Origin of the sequence: Paenibacillus sp. Y5S-9, assembly GCF_036894235.1 — a bacterium.
GTDB lineage: Bacteria > Bacillota > Bacilli > Paenibacillales > Paenibacillaceae > Paenibacillus.
This window is the reverse complement of the sequence record NZ_CP145887.1, coordinates 5,740,013-5,755,855: the sequence shown is the minus strand read 5'-3', so window position 1 is coordinate 5,755,855 and position 15,843 is coordinate 5,740,013. Positions and strand designations below refer to the sequence as shown.

Below are 15,843 nucleotides of genomic sequence, written 5' to 3'. Positions count from 1 at the left end.
AATGGCGAGAAGCAAAGAGTTCGAAGAGTCTGTTGTACTGGATAAAGCGATGAGACTTTTTTGGGAACAAGGCTATGAGAAGACGTCTATGACGGATCTGGTTAATCATATGGGAATTCATCGTAAAAGTTTGTATGACACATTTGGTGACAAACACACCTTATTTCTAAAGACAGTAGATCTGTATGATCACAAAATCAGCTCCGCTCTTGCAGCAGGCGTAAAACGTTCTAAAACGGCAACTGAAGCACTTCAGTTTATATTTCTTTCTTTAATTCATGGAGAGGGACCTCCAGCATCAGGCTGCTTTATTGTCAATTCGACGGTAGAATTGGCGGCACGCGATGACGACATGAACCACCGGTCGACGGAGATGTTTGCAAATACGGAGAAACTAATCAAGGACATTATTGTGTGGGGACAGCAAGAAGGTGAATTCACAACGGAGTACAACGCCGAGGTATTGGCGGAATATCTGCATAACGTTAGCATTGGGTTAAGGGGGATGTCCAAGACCTCGATGACCAAGGAAAAACTGCTTCGTATAGCGATGCTATCCATGGATCTCATACGAAGGTAGTCTATTTTTTCACATTAAAAGAATGTTCGTTCTAATATGGGTGTTCCAGATGAAATATATTTATAGAAAAGAGAGGCAGGTAACGATATGAGAAAGACAGTTCTAATCACAGGGGTATCGGGTGGGATTGGTAAAGAGTTAGTGGATCGGTTTGCCAAAGGTGGACATCATATTGTGCTGGTAGCACGAAGTGAGGGTAAAATACAGGATCTAGCTCAGGAGTATCAGAATAAGTATGGCATTCAGGCGACGGTTATTGCCAAAGATGTAGCAGCACCTGGGGTACCACAGGAGATTTATAATGAGCTGCAGGAAAAGGGGATTGTTGTTGACTATCTTGTAAACAATGCAGGTTTCGGTCTGTTCGGGACGTTTATGGAAACGGATATGGAGCAAGAAGTTAATATGATTGACGTGAATATCAAAGCTTTAACCATCATGACAAAGCTATTCTTGCCGGATATGATCCAACGTGGACACGGCGGTGTGATGAATGTGGCTTCGTTGGTAGGTTTTTTCCCAGGACCGATGATGTCGGTATATTATGCAACAAAGGCATATGTGCTATCATTCACCGAGGCTTTGGAGAATGAAGTAAGTGGAACTGGCGTTACGGTAACGGCACTGTGTCCAGGCCTGACATCCACCGGGTTTGTGGATCGTTCGGGTATGGGTGTCTCGAAGATGTTGCAGGGCCCGATCATGGAAGCCGGACAGGTGGCCGAAGAAGGGTATCGAGGTTTCTTACGTGGCAAGACGTTAATTATGCCTGGTGCTCGAAACCGATTCATCGCGTTTATGCCGCGGTTGTTGCCGCGTAAGATGATGACTCGCATGATAAGATCCTCACAGGACAAGACAGGAAATTAAACATTTATAGAGAATAAATCAGATATTGCCCAATTCGCTCGCTTCTCGTTGTTCTTCATTCTTTTCTTTTACGACAAACATACACAAAAACAGGGGGGAAGCTGAAAGGCACAAATTGAATTTTCTCTATCTCAAATGACTCAGCTAATTGTTCCTTCATATGAAGTGTGTACTGGTACAAAACTAAGGTGCCTCCAGGTCGGAGCGCTGTATGAATCTGTGACAGGATGTTTTGTCTCATTTCTCTGGAAAAATTAAAAAATGGCAGTCCACAAATGATGCTATCCAACTGATGGATATGTTCTTGATTGATCCTTTTCAACAGATAGGAGGCATTTGAATGGAACATGAATTCAGGATATGTTTTCTTCAGATTACTTCTCATTTTGGGGTCTCTTTCAAATAAAAACACGGTTGCGGATTTTGGTAAATGTGATCTCATAAGACGTGTGACGGCACCTGTTCCTGGCCCCAGCTCAGCCATGGTTCTAACCTCCTCCCATCGTACAGAATGGACGATTTTACGGGCTAGAAATTTGGAACTGGGCAGGAGACTGCCTACTCGTTTGGGATTCCTCAGAAATCCTTGCAGGAAAAGAAATGGTTCGGATGTTTTCATCGCGGTATCCTCCATGGTTGAATTCATTGATGGTTCACTTGATGTTGGAAGGCAAGTTTAACTCGAATGTGAATACGTTATGCGTATGTTGAAGCGTCAAGGTGCCTTGATGTAGCTCTGCAATATTTTTGGCTATCGAAAGACCTAAACCTGACCCCGCTTGAATGCCTTCACTGCTTCTTGAATAATCCACCTTATAAAAACGGTCAAACAGTTTATCTTTTTGCTCCATTGTGAGCGGCGCACTTTTATTTTCGACTTGAATGGTAATGTGCTCATGGTGCATACTCATTCGTATGTGAATCACACCAGGTTTAAAGGAATACTTTAGGGCGTTCATGAGAAGATTATCAATAGCACGAGCAATCTTATCACTATCCACGCAGGCCATAATTGGGGCATTACCGATCTCTTTCTCGATATGAATACCATTCTCCTGAGCTAAAGGTTCAAATTCAAACAACAACTGGTCTAACAGCTGATATAGGTCAACCTTTTTCAAATCCAATTGGGTATCTACTGAGGTTAGACGTGTGTATTCAAATAAATCATCGAGCAGCTTCTTTAGATGCGTTGCTTTGTTATAGGCGTTTTGAATGAAGCGGTCATACTCTGCTTTGTCTTGAAATGATTCTGTTCTTAGAAGCTCAATATACCCGATGATGCTGGTAAGCGGTGTGCGCAGGTCATGCGAGATCCCCGTAATCAAGTCCATCTTGGATTTCTCCAGCTCGCGTTCTTTGATGATCTGCAGCTGCAACTGTTCAGTCATGTGATTGATGTTGGAAGCGACGCGTCCAAGTTCATCTTGTCGATTGACAGGTACCCGATAGTCCAGATTGCCTTCTGAGATGAATTGAAGTCCTTGCTCCAAAGTAATGAGATCTCTCACAATTTTTCGTGTGGAAAACAAAAAAATTAACGTGAAAATTACGATAAAAATGGGTGTTAGAACATAAGGAAAGATGTAGAGAAGTGAAGGCCAATTAAATTTTTCACTAATTTTTGCGGCACCTATGATCAACATATTATTTACACCCACAGAACCAACAAACGAAATCAATAAACTGATCAACATTCGATATAGGATGTTAATCTGTATCTTTTTTTTAAACTGTGGTAATCGTTTAATCAATTTTATAACCCACTCCCCATACCGTTTTAATATACTGAGGTTCCCGTGGATTCACTTCCAGCTTTTCTCGCAGGTTACGAATATGAACCATCACCGTATTATCGGAATACCCGTAAGGTTCTTTCCATACGGTTTCGTAAATCTTCTCCGAGCTAAATACTTGTCCAGGATGGCTGGCAAGCAACACCAGAATGGAAAACTCTAGTGGTGTAAGCGAAATGTCATTCTCTTTGAGCTTCACGGAATGTTTACTTGTATCGATGACAAGGTCCTTGATCAAAATAAGTGAATTGGATTCTGGTTTTCCAATCAGTGTTTGACGTCGTAACTGAGCTTTAACGCGAGCCAGTAACTCTAACGGATTAAACGGTTTGACCATGTAATCATCAGCCCCGGTAGTCAGGCCAGTGATTTTATCAATGTCTTCTTCCTTGGCGGATAGCATTATAATCGGAGTGGATGATACTTCTCTTATTTTGAAGCAGGCTTTGATTCCGTCCATGATGGGCATCATGACATCCAGTATTACGAGTTGGACCGATGTTGTTTTGATAATATTTAGCGCTTCCTCACCATTGGTTGCTTCAATGACCTGATATCCTTCGTTACGTAAATAGACATGAATGACATCACGGATATCGGGTTCATCATCAACCACGAGAACGGTATTCACAATTCAACACTCCTTAAAAATTAGGATAATATCAGTGTAAACGATAGCCTAAGATGTTTAAATTGTTTCCTTTTTGCGACAGACATAAACGAACGCAAGTGGGATATTCAGAGGCACTAATTCTATTTTTTCGATGATAAAGTGCTCGGATAATGTTTTTTTCATTTGAAGTGAATATTGAAAGGCGATGAATAAACCTCCAGGTTTGAGTGCCTTATAGATCTGGTCTACCAACGTATTTCTTAATTCAGGCTCAAAGTTGAAGAAGGGCAATCCGCTAAAAATGTAATCCAGTTGCTGAACGCCCTCTTGATTCATGGATTCTACTAATCGAGTGGCGTCTGGATAACAGGAGAACTCCGGGTATGCCGTCTGAAGATTATTTCTCATCGTTTCGTTCATCTCAAACAATAGGACTTTGGTGGAATCCTGTACTTGTTGATGAATATAACGAGTGATAGGACCTGTACCCGATCCAAGCTCGGCGACTGCTTTGGCTTCTAGCCAAGAGGCTTGCTTAACCATTTTGCTGGCGAGAAACCGGGAACTGGGGATGATACTGCCAACATGTTTAGGGCTTTGAAGAAAGCTTTTCAGAAATAAAATGGGTTCATTGGAATTCATGTTTGTGGTTCCTCCGTATATGTGATGGTCTGTTATCAAAACCAGTTAGAAATGTAATAATTGGAGCGTAGAAAGAATGGGACCGCCGAAGTAGATTCCCGCTGTAAAATACGTTATGGTCCATAACAAAGCACTGGAATAGGAGATGAGAGCAAATTTTCTATACTGCACGCCGCTCAGCCCAATGACCAAAGGGAGAACATATCGCACGATTGGAATGAACAAACCGATGCACATCGCCCAATTGCCACTCTTATTCAGAATCAGTTCAGCCTTAACGAAGTGTTTATTATGTTGAAATCTGTGTTTTATCTTGGGGCCAAATAACTTCCCTGCAAAATAAACAAAGGTAATGGCTGTTAATAGTCCGGATAAGATACAGAAGTATGTGATCCATGAATTGATAACTCCTGTGTGGCTCAGAATGGCACCGCTGATAATCGTGATCTCATTTGGAATTGGAATCCCGAAAGGCCCCAATGAGAAGGCAAAATAAAAAATCAGATATCCATACTGATGAAGTAGCTCTAAGATCGTATTACTGATCATTGTTTTGCCTCCTCTCTTGTTGATATAGCAATCTTAATGAAAAAAACTAAGGAATTAATGAGCATAAATCTGAAGAAAATCTAAAGAATACATAAGCAAAGCCAAACAACTGCGTTCAAGAGAAAAAGCCTTGCCAACTTAATGGCAAGACTTGAATAGGTGGACATATTCAAGAGCGGTGATTAAGTGATATGAATTTCTGAATATCAAATAAAGCTTGTCTCGAAATGAACTTATAAGTGAGCTCGAGTTGATTATCTATATCTTTATCTGCAAGGAAGAGGATGAGCATAAAAGAAGAGCCGAGACGTCATAATGACGACTCAGCTCTTTTTTATGTCCCAGGGGATCAGACTTCTTTGAAATCAGTTTATTGTAGGAAGTAGAACCATCTAAATTTGGTACCAGCAACAAAAAACAAAACAATCCATCCCCATAGAAACAACAAACGTAGAGGTCGTGGAATCAGGAGATATTCTGAGTACAATTTGCTGAAAAGTTTCAATACAGTAGTGACCACCCCTGCTAAGTTACTCCCTTATATCCGCTTTCGCAAGAAAAAGAGACGATAAGATAACCAAGATCCCAATAAGTCTGTATACCGTGGCGTAGGCCTCAAGGTTGCTTCTGGCAATTACAAATCCGATGATCAAAATAGATAATATTAAAAGACCAAAGGTGTTTCTATAACTCAGATACAAAACCTCCAATTATATCAAAATAAGGTATATTATATCATAATAAAAACCAGAGAAACTTTTTGTATCAGATTCAGCCATACCTACTCATTCAGTAAATAAATCGAACGATATGATGCTGGCATGCCAATATATAGTGTAAGGAGGAGGGGGATGGATAATGAGTGAGCAAGATGAGTACATAGAACTTGTAACGTTAATACGGGCGGGGCATGAAGAAGCATATGGAGAATTATATGAGAAAACAGTGACGAGGATATATCAAACTGTGCGATTTCTCATCAAGGACAAGTCTGACGCGGAGGATGTGGTACAGGAGATTTACATTCAGGCGTATCGATCATTGGCGCGATATGATGCGGAGCGTGCTTTTCGTCCCTGGTTGATGGGGGTGACGATGCGACAGGTTCAGAGTTATCGACGCAAAAGATTGATGCAGTTTCGGTTTGGCAAACGGATCGAAAAATCTGACGTGGGAATAGAATATGATTTTTCCACTGATCTGGTCAACAAACTGGCAAATCGACCTCTGCTGGAACAGGTCCGCCGTTTGCCTTACAAGCTGCAGCAGGTGGTTACACTTCATTATTTGAATGAATACACGCAAGAGGAGATTGCTGGCATATTGGCGATTCCGCTCGGAACCGTAAAATCGCGCATACATGCGGCGCTGGCGAAGTTGAGACAAAAAGAAAAGATGAATCCAAGGTTGCGGGGAAAGGTGGAGGATCTGCATGAAACTCGATGAACAGTTGCGAACAGCCTACCAGGAAGAGACCAAAGACTGGTCCATCCCTGCGAGCATTAAACATAAAATGATGGATGGTATTCAAAGTGATTCACACATCAGAAAAAATCGAAAAAAATGGCTGGTCACGGGGATCTTGGCTGCTGTACTCATTATTCCCACCGGAGCATACGCAGGGTACACCTATCTCGCAGACGGAATATATGGTTCACAGGAAAACATCACAGCTATGGGGGGAACAGCTGAGGATTATATGAGGTTGGAAGCAAAGTTGCAGACGGCCAAGGCCCATTTCAGCGAAGAAGAATTTGTTCAATATATGGACTTGCTGAAGCAATTAGGGCAAATGGCCGTGAAGTATGCCGATTCTCAGGGCAATATGCATCCAGAGCAGTGGAGTACAGTGGAGCAGGAACGATATAACCTTCTTGCAGCTGAGCTGGAACCGTTTTTTGAGAAGCTGGAAACTGTGAGTGTAGGGCCCTCCATAAAACTGATGGACGAGGAGCAATTTTGGACGGAACAGTTGGAACAGGCAGAGAAGACATTTACCAAGGAACAATATCGTGAGTTCAAGTCTGTCTATGAACAAATGAAGAAATACAAAGTTATGGTGATGGACAAGGATGGAAGTATTCATGAGGAACGTTTGTCGGCGGAGCAGAAGGATGATTTAAACCAGCTAGAGAGACGCCTAATCCCCTATTTGAAACGGTTAGAGCTCAATTTGCGTTAATTCGGGTGAACTGTGAAAGTGGAGAAGAAGCGGAGAAGTGAATTTTTTCGCTTCGTTCTTGTTGTTGTGACTGTTACTTCCTCCCCTGCACCTTCAGCCGATATTGATGCGGTGTAGAGCCTGTGGTAGTACGGAATACTTTGCAAAAGTAGGAGGGGCTGGTCATACCAACACGGTGACCGATTTCGGGAACGGTGAGCGAGGAACGGGTGAGCAACACACAGGCATGACGAATGCGGGTGGCTTGAGCATAAGCAACAATTGTGGTGCCAGTCGCTTTTTTGAATACATGAGATAGATGATAGGGGGATAGATGAAGTGTATCTGCGATATGCTCCAAACGAAAAGGCTCTTGGTAATGCTGCTCAATCCATTGCATGATGGCTTCGGCATGAGGGTGAAGAACGTTTGCACTGGACGAAAGTACATCTTGGGAACGGCTTTGCTGCCCGTCTTGCCACAGATAGCGAAGTTGTGCGAGCAGATCTAATACAAAGAGGCGTGTATCCTCCTCTACTTGGTGGGGAAGAAGACCTGGATACGTATCTGCATATTGTTCCATTCGTTGAACGAGTGGAGAAGTGGCAGCAAGTCGGATGGGCTGAATGGGGGATTGCTCTTCCAGCAGATCCTGTATGAAGTGGTGAGTAACTCTAAATTGCGACCAATGTGTCTTCAGTAGATCAAGCTCAACCATGAGTACATTTCGAATGAAAGGCTGCTGTCTGGATACTTGAATCTGGACGTGGTGCAATTGGAAAGGTCGAAAAACCATAAGCATACCGGGTTCAAGGGAGAAAACCTGACCTTCGGTTATCAACTGCCCATATCCTTCGTGGATATAGGTTATCTCCATCTGGGAATGAGCATGGAACACTTCGCGAAACGTAGTGTTGGATGTACGACGACAGGCCAGTTTAAATTGTTCTCCCAGGATGATGGACATCATGATCGCCTCCCTTATCATGCGCAAGATAGTTATATTTTAGCACAAGATGAACGCATAAAAGCGCTTTATTATTGTGTATTGTGAAGGGAATAAGGGAGGTATGCAACGATGTTAAAAGTAGCGATTATCGGAGCAGGTGCAATTAGTGGAGCACATATCTCAGCATATTTGGCGTTCCCTGAGCGATGTCAGATTGTTGCTGTGGTCGATATCTACGTGGAAAAAGCACAGAAGCGAATTAATGAATATGGTCTGGAAGGTGCACAAGCTGTCACGGATTACACAGAGTTACTTGCCCAAAACATTGATCTGGTATCAGTCTGTACGCCGCCGTATACACATGCTTCAATTGCGTGTGATTTCATGCAAGCAGGTGCGCATGTGTTGGTCGAAAAACCGATGGCCTCTTCCCTGGAGGAAGCGGATCTGATGTTGAGAGCAGCGCAAGAAAGTGGCAAGTTACTATCTGTAGTAGCACAGAACCGGTTTACAACACCAATGATGAAACTGAAAGGTGTGCTGGACAGTAAACGGATGGGCCCCATCGTACATGTGCAGGTTGATTCGTTCTGGTGGCGGGGTCACAATTATTATGATCTGTGGTGGCGCGGGACATGGGAAAAAGAAGGCGGAGGTTGTACCCTCAATCATGCGGTGCATCATATTGATGCCATGCTTTGGATGATGGGACCTCCAGTGGAATTGCAGGCCATGATGGCGAATACGGCACATGATAATGCCGAAGTCGAGGATGTATCCATGGCGATGCTTCGCTTCCAGGAAGGGGCGCTTGGCATGATTACCAGTTCGGTCGTGCATCACGGAGAGGAGCAACAGTTAATTTTTCAGTGCAAAGAAGCCCGGGTATCTGCACCTTGGAAAGTGGTTGCTTCTACAGCACGGAGTAACGGATTTCCAGAATCCAATCAAGAGCTGGAAAAGCAGATTCAGAAGCTGGTTGACGAATTACCGGATGTTGTTCATGTCGGTCACGCTGGGCAAGTTGAGAATGTGTTAAACGCTATTGAGACAGGATCACCCCTTCTGGTAGATGGAGAAAGTGGTCGAAATACGCTTGAACTGATTGTGGGTATCTATAAGTCGGCAAGCACGGGAGAAAAGGTTGTTTTTCCAATTGGGGCGGAAGACGCGTTTTACACAAGAGAAGGAATTATGCAACATGCCGTACACTTTTATGAAAAGAAAACGACGGTGGAGAATTTCGAGGATTCGAGTATTACACTCGGGAGGAAGTTGGATTCGTAGTATTTTACGTGAAAAAGATGCCCCTCACATTAGTGAGAATGGGCATCTTTTTTTGTAATATGTCGATTACACCTACATCACCATAAAAAATTAATACACTCGATTTTTCCATCCATTTAACTGAAAATCACTTCAAGATAATAATCTCCATAGTCATGGATTGAATCAATGAGAGATGCAATCATTCTCGTAGTCGCGTTGAAGAAAAATGGGAAGATTTGATAATGTTTTTGCTTCAGCTTTTGAGTGTATCGGATCAACAGAAAGAGGGCCTACATGAAACGCTTTCACAGTTAGCGGATTCACGTCATCTGAAACACTTGGAGAAGATGATGCAATGGGTTGAAGAACATTTCAAATATGAGATCAGATTGGACCAGATGGCGGCAGATGTTTATCTGTCCAAATCATATGCTTCCCGCATTTTTCATCAAGAGACAGGTAGCAGCATTACGGAATACGTCAAAGCTTGAATGTACAGTATGCCTACTCGCTCCTTGAGACAACAACACTTTCGGTGGAGAAGAATGGCAGACGTGCAGGATTTTCAAGTGGATCGTATTTCATCCAGTTATTTCGCAAATCTGCGGGGACGAACCTACGACAACATGGGTAACAATTTGACCAGAGTAGTGAGCATTCATTTGGTTTGCAAAAAGTAGCGTTATTACGTCTCTATATATGCAATTAGTATTCACCGTTTGAAGTAAATAAATCCCGGATGCGGATTGCACTAGCCATTTGCTAAATGCGTTACTCCTCCTCCGGGATTGCACGTGTTACCTTCAAGCTAAACAAATCATAATGATTCCTCAAAATGTTACAGCCACTTATCAGCCCAACGTTCCACGGCGCTTAAAGCTCTCCCTAGTTCCGTGCCTTTTCGTGACAACATATATTCAGTTCGAACTGGACGTTCCGTGACCACATGGCGAACCACAAGTCCTTCTTCCTCCAATTCCTTCATTCGCTCATTTAACACACGTTTGCTCAAGTCAGGGATATAAGCGTGAATCTCACTGAAGCGTTTGGGCTCCTCCATCAACGCATGGATAATGAGGGCTACCCATTTTCGGCCAATGATCTGATAAGATTGTTCCACTTTTGTGCATATTTGCTTGGCATTCTCATCATCGCTCATGATTGTACTCCTTTGATTTAGTATTGCTTGTAATATCATTAGTATACTTATTGTAACCTACTTGTCCACAGGCCATATGTGTAAAATGTCACATACCAATTGTTCTTAATGTTACCACATAAAGCGTTATCATCAAATAAAAACCCTATAAACACTGGAGTTCACAGGTTCGACACGATTGTTGACGAATTGTGACGACAGGTGTAATATGGGTAACGTTAATTCAAATGGTTACAATTTATAACCTATAAACAGGTTGTGGAGAGAAGGAATGTTCCATGGTTGAATTCAGGCGCGTTATATAAACGGAGGCAAGGCGGGGAACACACCCACTTATTCCGTCTTTTGTCATGCTTGGATTTGAACATTTTGCAACATCATATACTATACTGCACAGATCACAGGAGGCACTCCAATGGATGCAATGACATTTGTCCTGTTCGGGGCAACAGGCGATTTAGCCAAACGCAAGATTTACCCTGCATTATATAACTTGTACATGGATCAGAAAATGCCGAAATCCTTCTCCGTTATCGGATTGGGACGACGTGAATTGTCGGATATGGACTTCCAGGCCAATGTTGAAAAGTCACTGCACGAATTCTCACGTCAGACGCCAGAAGAAGCATCTCAGGTTCGTGATTTCATTGGAGCTTTCCGTTATTGTTCTTTAAATAATACGAAGCTTGAAGATTACACCAAACTGTTGGAGTTGGTTCAACAGCGTGAACAAGAGCTTAACATTCCCGAAAACCGCATGTTCTACATGTCGGTGGCACCGGAATTCTTTGAGCCAATCGCATTAAACATTCAAGAAAGTGGCCTGGGTAACACCAAAGGCTGGAAGAAACTGATTATTGAAAAACCATTCGGACACGATCTGCAATCGGCTCGTGATCTGAACGAAAAACTGAGCAATACCTTTGCGGAAGAAGAGATCTATCGCATTGACCATTTCCTCGGTAAACCGATGGTTCAAAATATTGAGACGCTCACCTATGCAAATCCGGTAATTCAGGCGTTGTGGTCTAACCGTTATATTGCCAATGTACAAATCACGGCAAGTGAGACGGTGGGTGTTGAAGAACGTGCCGCGTATTACGACCAAAGCGGTGCCCTTCGTGACATGTTCCAGAACCATATGCTTCAGTTGCTGATGATGATTGGTTTGCATTTGCCAAAACGTTGCACACCGGAAGAAATTCAATTCAAAAAGCAAAAAATTGCTGAAGCACTGCGTCCGTTGACAAAAGAAAATATCGCTTCTGAAGTTGTTCGTGCACAATATGCAGCAGGTGAGCTGCAAGGTTCTTCGGTTGTTGGATATCTGGACGAGCCTGGCATCCCTGCCGGATCTCAGAACGAGACCTATGTTGCTGCAAGACTTTGGATCGATGATCCGTTCTGGAGCGAGGTTCCATTTTATATCCGTACAGGTAAACGCCTGGCTGAGAAATCCACCAGAATCGTTGTTGAATTCAAGTCTCCACTCAAAACGGGGCATGAATCCGAGAATACAACGGAACCTAACCTGCTTACGATTGAAATTGGTCCGGGAGAAAGTATTTCCCTTCAATTAAATGCGAAGAATCCATTGAACCATGGTGAAGTGGAACCAATGCATATGACCTTCAACTCAGGTAAACGTAACATCCCTGAAGCCTACGAGAATCTGATCTTTGATGCGATGCGTGGAGATTCCACCTTCTTCGCTCATTGGAACGAAGTGGAGCTGGCATGGCAATGGGTGCAACCGATTCAGGAAGCATTCGAAGCAGGCAGTGTGCCACTGGATACGTACAGCGCAGGTTCGCATGGACCAGAGTCAGCAGATCGCCTGACAGCAGCAGACGGCTACCGTTGGTGGTAAGTGAAACGAAAAAGCGAGCATAAGAGAACACAATAGTAAAAACAACAGTACAATCCGTTCTGCTCACCCATGAACATTTTGCACAATCCAAATGCTTCTTCCAAGTCAACAGGATATAGAACGAGATGTTTTATTACCTTAGAGCTTGTACTCGGAAGCGAGTTTGGATTAAATGATGTAAATTGTTGATATAACACAGTATCCATTACTAATTATACCGTTCCAATTTTGCATAAGCCCTTCCGGTTATGATAGCCGGAAGGCCGTGAAAATTTTTGAATATAGATTAGCGGACGCACTGAATTTTTTGCCTAAGTAGCGACGTAGTGTAGGGGACGGAATCGATTCTGTAGAAGCAAAGCGTTCGCCTTTGTATCCAAATTTCATCAATTTAAAGGTTGATGAAAAGAAATTTGGATACAACAGCGATCGAAAGAACGAGCCGTAACCGGAACGGTTGCTGCGAAATGGGAATGTAGTCTGGCGCTCTGCAACAAAAGTGAAATTTAAACATTGTTCATAACAGGAGGATTTTGAAATGAAACTTGGACTTGTCGGATTAGGAAAAATGGGATTGAACCTGGGTAGAAACCTGATTGATCACAAACACGAAGTGGTTGCTTTTGACCTGAACGCTGAAGCAGTAAATGAAATGAAAGAATACGGCGCTGAAGGCGTATCTTCATACGCAGAGATGGTGGCTTCGCTCGAATCCCCACGTGTATTGTGGATCATGGTTCCCCACAACGTGGTAGACGCTGTGCTGGCTGAAGTTAGCCCATTGTTGTCCAAAGGTGACATCATTATTGAAGCGGGTAACTCCCACTACAAAGAATCCATCCGTCGCTACGAAGAGATGAAACCTAAAGGCATTCACTACATGGATGCAGGTACATCTGGCGGTATGGAAGGTGCACGTAATGGAGCATGTTATATGATCGGTGGAGACCCGGAAGCTTGGGCAATCGTTGAACCGGCATTCAAAGATACTTCCGTTGAGAACGGCTATCTGTATGCAGGTAAAGCGGGCAGCGGTCACTTCCTCAAAATGGTTCACAATGGTATCGAGTACGGTATGATGGCATCCATCGGTGAAGGTTTTGACGTATTGGAGAAAAGTGGATTTGACTTCGACTTCGAACAAGTGGCTCGCGTATGGAACAACGGTTCCGTTATCCGCTCTTGGTTGATGGAACTGACAGAACGTGCCTTCTCCAAAGATGCAAACCTCGATGAAATTAAAGGCGTAATGCACTCTTCTGGCGAAGGACGTTGGACGGTAGAAACGGCATTTGACCTTCAAACCGCTACTCCGGTTATCGCGTTGTCCTTGCTGATGCGTTATCGTTCCCTGGAAACAGATACATTCACAGGTAAAGTGGTAGCAGCATTGCGTAATGAATTTGGCGGTCACGCTGTAGAGAAAAATTAATTTTATATATAACTGTTAACATATGATGAGAATCGGGTAATGACTTATATCGTGTTTACGAATTCATCAAGTGGAGGTAACATATCATGAAATTTTTCTTAGATACAGGGAATGTGGAAGAAATCAAACGGATCGAACGTCTGGGTCTGGTGGATGGAGTCACGACTAACCCGTCTTTGATTGCCAAAGAAGGTCGCGTATTTAAAGAAGTCATTCAGGAGATCTGTGGCGTTGTTAAAGGCCCGGTCAGTGCTGAAGTAATCGGTCTCAAAGCCGAGGATATGTTGAAGGAAGCTTATGAAATTGCAGAATGGGCACCGAATGTAGTCATTAAATTGCCGATGACCGAAGATGGGCTGTACGCTTGTCATGAGTTGACGCAAAAAGGGATTAAAACCAATGTCACGCTGATTTTCTCCGCAGCACAGGGTCTGATGGCGGCGAAAGCCGGTGCAACCTACATCAGTCCATTCGTTGGTCGCTTGGACGATATTGCGGTGGATGGTATGAAATTGATTCGTGATCTGCGTCTTATTCTGGACATGTATGATCTGCCTTCCGAGATTATCGCAGCAAGCATTCGCAATATCAAACATGTAGAGGATGCAGCCCTTTCCGGTGCGCATATTGCCACCATCCCAGGTTCGCTTCTGCCAACACTTTGGAAACACCCACTGACGGACAGTGGCATTGAACGTTTCCTGAAAGATTGGGAATCTGTTCCGAAATAAAAGGATAGACGTTGCCTGAGTCTCTGGGTGGTCTGAACATAAAGCCTTTCGCCTTGCAGAGTAATCTGCGGGCGAAAGGCTTTTTTATCTCGATTTTATGTAGTTTCCGATTTCCGGTTAGGTTAGCCAAAGAGGAGTACTTGTCCCTTTCATGTTGTTGTTACTTTCTGTCCAGTGTCCACGTACTGTCCTTCTTTTTCGGGACAACGGTGCATAAGGTTAACATATAGCCTATAGCTCATCCCGCAGGGGAGGGACACTTCGATGATGAGAAGAAAATGGCGAAGCCGGAGACGCCGTAAGCCGCCAAGCGGCAAACGCAAAATGTGGTTGATCATTTTATTGCTCACCGCGTTTTGTTTGATGCAGGGCTTTGCTTATGTGGATAAAAAGATGAAGCCCCCGATCATGCATTTGGCCAAGATCAGAGTGAAGCAGATTGCAACTGAGGCGATCAACAAGGCGATTACAGCACAGGTTGCAGATGGGAAAACCAACGAAGGGCTGATTGACTGGAAGACGGATACCGCAGGGAAAGTGTCCGGTTTCATGCTGAACTACAATGAGCATATGCGAATCACAGCAAGTACGATGAATATTGTGCAATCCACGCTGCAGAATGTACACATGTTAAAAGAAAAAATCCCGCTGGGGCAGGCGCTGGGCAGTCCGGTGTTGGCTTCATTTGGCCCGAGTATACCGGTTCGTATTGAGCCCCAAGGCGCTGTCAAAGTGGATCTGAACACCCGTCAACAGAATGCGGGTATTAACATGATTTTGGTGGAAGTGTACATTCACATCATTGCTGAGGTCGCGGTCGTGGTGCCCTTCGATATGGAACCCGAAACGGTTGATACGGAAATCCCGATTTCCTACCTTTTGGTTGTCGGGGATGTGCCAATGTATTATTACGATAATCAGGGCAAGCCGGTAGGCAGTAACGGTAGTAATGCCCCAGCTATTGCGCTGCCATCAGGTCATGCGGGGGTATCAAGCGGTAATGGAGTAACTACGAATCCCCCTAGCCAGAACCAGCAACAGACGCCGTCAGACCATTTGCAAGGGAATGAACTTGAAATTGACCCGGATGATCTGCCTGATGTGAATGGGGGATTTCAGCTCAATAAGGACGCGCACCCATGATACACACAAATATCTAAAGCAAAGCGAAAAAGGGACCTCTATCTAAGAGGTCCCTTTTTCCAATACTTATCGTACTCTG

Annotated in this window: 17 protein-coding genes; 10 read left to right on the top strand and 7 right to left on the bottom strand. The window is 43.7% G+C overall.

Going from position 1 to position 15,843, the window contains the following annotated elements:
* Position 1: 1 nt before the first annotated feature.
* Positions 2-580, top strand: coding sequence for a TetR/AcrR family transcriptional regulator (locus V6669_RS25360; protein WP_338588516.1), 579 nt, complete (start codon positions 2-4; stop codon positions 578-580).
* A gap of 87 nt (positions 581-667) precedes the next feature.
* Positions 668-1,450 carry an SDR family oxidoreductase gene (locus V6669_RS25355; protein WP_338588515.1) on the top strand — a complete coding sequence of 261 codons (783 nt, stop codon included), beginning with the start codon at positions 668-670 and terminating at the stop codon, positions 1,448-1,450.
* Positions 1,451-1,505: 55 nt separating this feature from the next.
* On the opposite strand, the gene V6669_RS25350 is transcribed toward V6669_RS25355, so the two are convergent.
* Genes V6669_RS25350 through V6669_RS25330 form a run of 5 tightly spaced genes read right to left on the bottom strand, consistent with a single transcriptional unit; the run spans position 1,506 to position 5,050 of the window.
* Complete coding sequence (locus V6669_RS25350) at positions 1,506-2,069, bottom strand: methyltransferase domain-containing protein (protein WP_338588514.1); 564 nt, start codon at positions 2,067-2,069, stop codon at positions 1,506-1,508.
* A gap of 34 nt (positions 2,070-2,103) precedes the next feature.
* Positions 2,104-3,147, bottom strand: a complete 1,044-nt coding sequence (locus V6669_RS25345; RefSeq protein WP_338595047.1) for a HAMP domain-containing sensor histidine kinase — start codon at positions 3,145-3,147, stop codon at positions 2,104-2,106.
* Between the two features lie 49 nt (positions 3,148-3,196).
* Positions 3,197-3,877 carry a response regulator transcription factor gene (locus V6669_RS25340; protein ID WP_338588513.1) on the bottom strand — a complete coding sequence of 227 codons (681 nt, stop codon included), beginning with the start codon at positions 3,875-3,877 and terminating at the stop codon, positions 3,197-3,199.
* 57 nt (positions 3,878-3,934) lie between these two features.
* On the bottom strand, positions 3,935-4,501 hold the full coding sequence (locus V6669_RS25335; RefSeq protein ID WP_338588512.1) for a methyltransferase domain-containing protein: 567 nt from the start codon (positions 4,499-4,501) through the stop codon (positions 3,935-3,937).
* A 45-nt stretch (positions 4,502-4,546) separates the two neighbouring features.
* The gene (locus tag V6669_RS25330; RefSeq protein WP_338588511.1) at positions 4,547-5,050 is read right to left on the bottom strand and encodes a DedA family protein; all 504 of its coding nucleotides are present in this window, start codon (positions 5,048-5,050) and stop codon (positions 4,547-4,549) included.
* 858 nt (positions 5,051-5,908) lie between these two features.
* Here V6669_RS25330 and V6669_RS25325 point away from each other — a divergent pair.
* Together V6669_RS25325 and V6669_RS25320 are read left to right on the top strand one after the other, a co-directional pair.
* A complete protein-coding gene (locus V6669_RS25325; protein ID WP_338588510.1) occupies positions 5,909-6,496 on the top strand; it encodes a sigma-70 family RNA polymerase sigma factor in 588 nt (195 codons plus the stop codon).
* Positions 6,483-7,232 carry a DUF3600 domain-containing protein gene (locus tag V6669_RS25320; RefSeq protein ID WP_338588509.1) on the top strand — a complete coding sequence of 250 codons (750 nt, stop codon included), beginning with the start codon at positions 6,483-6,485 and terminating at the stop codon, positions 7,230-7,232. Before V6669_RS25325 ends, V6669_RS25320 begins: the two co-directional genes overlap by 14 nt.
* A gap of 73 nt (positions 7,233-7,305) precedes the next feature.
* Here V6669_RS25320 and V6669_RS25315 read toward each other — a convergent pair whose 3' ends face one another.
* Complete coding sequence (locus tag V6669_RS25315) at positions 7,306-8,181, bottom strand: AraC family transcriptional regulator (RefSeq protein WP_338588508.1); 876 nt, start codon at positions 8,179-8,181, stop codon at positions 7,306-7,308.
* A 108-nt stretch (positions 8,182-8,289) separates the two neighbouring features.
* On the opposite strand from V6669_RS25315, the gene V6669_RS25310 reads away from it, so the two are divergent.
* The gene (locus V6669_RS25310) at positions 8,290-9,447 is read left to right on the top strand and encodes a Gfo/Idh/MocA family oxidoreductase (RefSeq protein WP_338588507.1); all 1,158 of its coding nucleotides are present in this window, start codon (positions 8,290-8,292) and stop codon (positions 9,445-9,447) included.
* A gap of 224 nt (positions 9,448-9,671) precedes the next feature.
* Positions 9,672-9,920, top strand: coding sequence for an AraC family transcriptional regulator (locus tag V6669_RS25305; RefSeq protein WP_338588506.1), 249 nt, complete (start codon positions 9,672-9,674; stop codon positions 9,918-9,920).
* A gap of 347 nt (positions 9,921-10,267) precedes the next feature.
* On the opposite strand, the gene V6669_RS25300 is transcribed toward V6669_RS25305, so the two are convergent.
* Complete coding sequence (locus V6669_RS25300; RefSeq protein WP_036605715.1) at positions 10,268-10,588, bottom strand: helix-turn-helix domain-containing protein; 321 nt, start codon at positions 10,586-10,588, stop codon at positions 10,268-10,270.
* 415 nt (positions 10,589-11,003) lie between these two features.
* Between V6669_RS25300 and zwf the strand changes: the two genes are divergently transcribed.
* The 4 genes from zwf to yunB all read left to right on the top strand — a co-directional run bounded on the left by zwf (position 11,004) and on the right by yunB (position 15,764).
* Positions 11,004-12,458, top strand: coding sequence for a glucose-6-phosphate dehydrogenase (zwf, locus tag V6669_RS25295; RefSeq protein WP_133387427.1), 1,455 nt, complete (start codon positions 11,004-11,006; stop codon positions 12,456-12,458).
* Between the two features lie 538 nt (positions 12,459-12,996).
* Entirely contained in the window at positions 12,997-13,890 is an 894-nt protein-coding gene (gene gnd, locus V6669_RS25290) for a phosphogluconate dehydrogenase (NAD(+)-dependent, decarboxylating) (protein WP_017692367.1), read from the top strand.
* A gap of 86 nt (positions 13,891-13,976) precedes the next feature.
* Complete coding sequence (gene fsa / locus V6669_RS25285; protein ID WP_036605718.1) at positions 13,977-14,621, top strand: fructose-6-phosphate aldolase; 645 nt, start codon at positions 13,977-13,979, stop codon at positions 14,619-14,621.
* A gap of 264 nt (positions 14,622-14,885) precedes the next feature.
* Positions 14,886-15,764 (top strand): sporulation protein YunB, encoded by an 879-nt coding sequence (gene yunB, locus V6669_RS25280; RefSeq protein WP_338588505.1) that lies wholly within the window; start codon positions 14,886-14,888, stop codon positions 15,762-15,764.
* The last annotated feature ends 79 nt before the right edge of the window (positions 15,765-15,843 follow it).

Excerpts from the sequence above, each read along its gene's own strand:
- V6669_RS25360 (WP_338588516.1), top strand. The coding sequence starts at position 2 with ATGGCGAGAAGCAAAGAGTTCGAAGAGTCTGTTGTACTGGATAAAGCG.
- V6669_RS25355 (WP_338588515.1), top strand. The coding sequence starts at position 668 with ATGAGAAAGACAGTTCTAATCACAGGGGTATCGGGTGGGATTGGTAAA.
- V6669_RS25350 (WP_338588514.1), bottom strand. The coding sequence starts at position 2,069 with ATGAAAACATCCGAACCATTTCTTTTCCTGCAAGGATTTCTGAGGAAT.
- V6669_RS25345 (WP_338595047.1), bottom strand. The coding sequence starts at position 3,147 with ATGTTGATCAGTTTATTGATTTCGTTTGTTGGTTCTGTGGGTGTAAAT.
- V6669_RS25335 (WP_338588512.1), bottom strand. The coding sequence starts at position 4,501 with ATGAATTCCAATGAACCCATTTTATTTCTGAAAAGCTTTCTTCAAAGC.
- V6669_RS25330 (WP_338588511.1), bottom strand. The coding sequence starts at position 5,050 with ATGATCAGTAATACGATCTTAGAGCTACTTCATCAGTATGGATATCTG.
- V6669_RS25325 (WP_338588510.1), top strand. The coding sequence starts at position 5,909 with ATGAGTGAGCAAGATGAGTACATAGAACTTGTAACGTTAATACGGGCG.
- V6669_RS25320 (WP_338588509.1), top strand. The coding sequence starts at position 6,483 with ATGAAACTCGATGAACAGTTGCGAACAGCCTACCAGGAAGAGACCAAA.
- V6669_RS25315 (WP_338588508.1), bottom strand. The coding sequence starts at position 8,181 with ATGATGTCCATCATCCTGGGAGAACAATTTAAACTGGCCTGTCGTCGT.
- V6669_RS25310 (WP_338588507.1), top strand. The coding sequence starts at position 8,290 with ATGTTAAAAGTAGCGATTATCGGAGCAGGTGCAATTAGTGGAGCACAT.
- V6669_RS25305 (WP_338588506.1), top strand. The coding sequence starts at position 9,672 with ATGTTTTTGCTTCAGCTTTTGAGTGTATCGGATCAACAGAAAGAGGGC.
- V6669_RS25300 (WP_036605715.1), bottom strand. The coding sequence starts at position 10,588 with ATGAGCGATGATGAGAATGCCAAGCAAATATGCACAAAAGTGGAACAA.
- zwf (WP_133387427.1), top strand. The coding sequence starts at position 11,004 with ATGGATGCAATGACATTTGTCCTGTTCGGGGCAACAGGCGATTTAGCC.
- gnd (WP_017692367.1), top strand. The coding sequence starts at position 12,997 with ATGAAACTTGGACTTGTCGGATTAGGAAAAATGGGATTGAACCTGGGT.
- fsa (WP_036605718.1), top strand. The coding sequence starts at position 13,977 with ATGAAATTTTTCTTAGATACAGGGAATGTGGAAGAAATCAAACGGATC.
- yunB (WP_338588505.1), top strand. The coding sequence starts at position 14,886 with ATGATGAGAAGAAAATGGCGAAGCCGGAGACGCCGTAAGCCGCCAAGC.